This window comes from Micromonospora sp. KC721, assembly GCF_004348355.1.
Classification (GTDB): domain Bacteria; phylum Actinomycetota; class Actinomycetes; order Mycobacteriales; family Micromonosporaceae; genus Micromonospora.
In genome coordinates this window covers 1-1,350 of the sequence record NZ_SMJY01000390.1, presented here as the reverse complement: position 1 = coordinate 1,350, position 1,350 = coordinate 1, and the positions used below count along the sequence as shown (strand labels likewise).

Here is a 1,350-nt window from a genome sequence, read left to right as displayed (position 1 = left end):
CCACCGGAGCATCGCCGCCCCCTCCCACCAGCTCGGGCCCCACCGTAGCCGGGCCCGGCGGGTCAGCTTCGCCAGCCCCCGGCGGCCCGCGCCGCGTACGCCTTGTGGTGGTGCGGTTCGCCGTGAAGACGGCTGCCCATCGCCCTTCTGGGACAAGGGGTGACAGTTCCGCACGACGGCGCCCCGGTTTCGGCCGGAGGATCTCGCCGGCCCGGTCAGGTGCCGGTGAAGGCGTGCAACAGGGTACGGACGGCCGCCCGCAGGTCCGCGCGGCTCTCCGGGCTGCCGGGCGGTGGGGCGCTGAGCGCCCCGGCACCCACCAGCCGGTCGAAGAGCAGCCCGTCGACGAAGGCAACGAAACGGTCACCCTGCCGCCGTGGGTCGGTCGCCCCGGCGCCGGCCAGCAGCGCCCGGGCCTGTTCCCGCAGTGCGGTGCCGTGCTCCAGGATGGGCCGCAGTTCAGGACGGTGGACGGCCTCCAGCAGGCAGGCGTACCGGGCGAGGGCGCGGTCGCGGCCGGTGGTGAGCCACCGGTCGAGCACCTCGGCGGTGCCGACGGCGAGCCGGTCGAGGTCGGCGGCGGTCAGCCGGGGCGGCGGGCCCGGTAGCGGCGCCCCGGTGGGCAGTTCCCGCTCGGTCAGGTCGACCCGGTCCAGCTCGGCCAGGCGCCGCACCACCGCTTCGATCAGCGCCTGCCGCGTGCGCAGGTACGCCGAGGTGGTGCCGAGCGGCACTCCGGCCCGGGCGTCCACCGCCCGGTGGGTGAGCGCCCGCATGCCGCCCTCGGCGAGCAGCGTGATCGCCGCGTCGGCCAGCGACGCGATCCGCGCGCTGCGAGCGTTCATCCTGTGCCACCTCCGCCATGTTCCATGCCTGTAGTCTGATCTTCCACATCCGCAGAAGGCCGGTCGGGATGGACGGACACGCGGTGGTCGTCGGCAGCGGCATCGGCGCTTGAGCCGCCGCGCCGGCCCTGCACCGGTCGGGCTGGCGGGTGAACCGTGCGGCACCTCGGCCCGACTCTCGGATTATCGACCACGCTCATTTTCCGGCGCCAGCGAACGGGAGCGGGCCGGTAAGATCGGCGACATCGCTGTGACTGATCATTGACTGCTGGTCATGGTCGCCATCGCCCACACTGCTTGCATCAAGGCGGCATCCGGAAGCGGCAGAACGTACCAGGTCGGGGTGTGCCTCGCGATGCTGGCCGCACAGTTCCCGGTGGCGTTGACCGGCAACGCCGACGACACGGTCGACGGGCGATCGGTCACCTGGAAGGTCGGCGCCGCGCCGGCGGCCAAGACACCGGGTCGGTCGGAGCGACCGGCCCGCCCCACCCCACGCCGTCAC

1 protein-coding gene is annotated in these 1,350 nt (G+C 73.8%); it reads right to left on the bottom strand.

Going from position 1 to position 1,350, the window contains the following annotated elements:
* Positions 1–215: 215 nt before the first annotated feature.
* Positions 216–845 (bottom strand): TetR/AcrR family transcriptional regulator, encoded by a 630-nt coding sequence (locus E1182_RS30570; RefSeq protein ID WP_132271196.1) that lies wholly within the window; start codon positions 843–845, stop codon positions 216–218.
* Positions 846–1,350 lie beyond the last annotated feature (505 nt).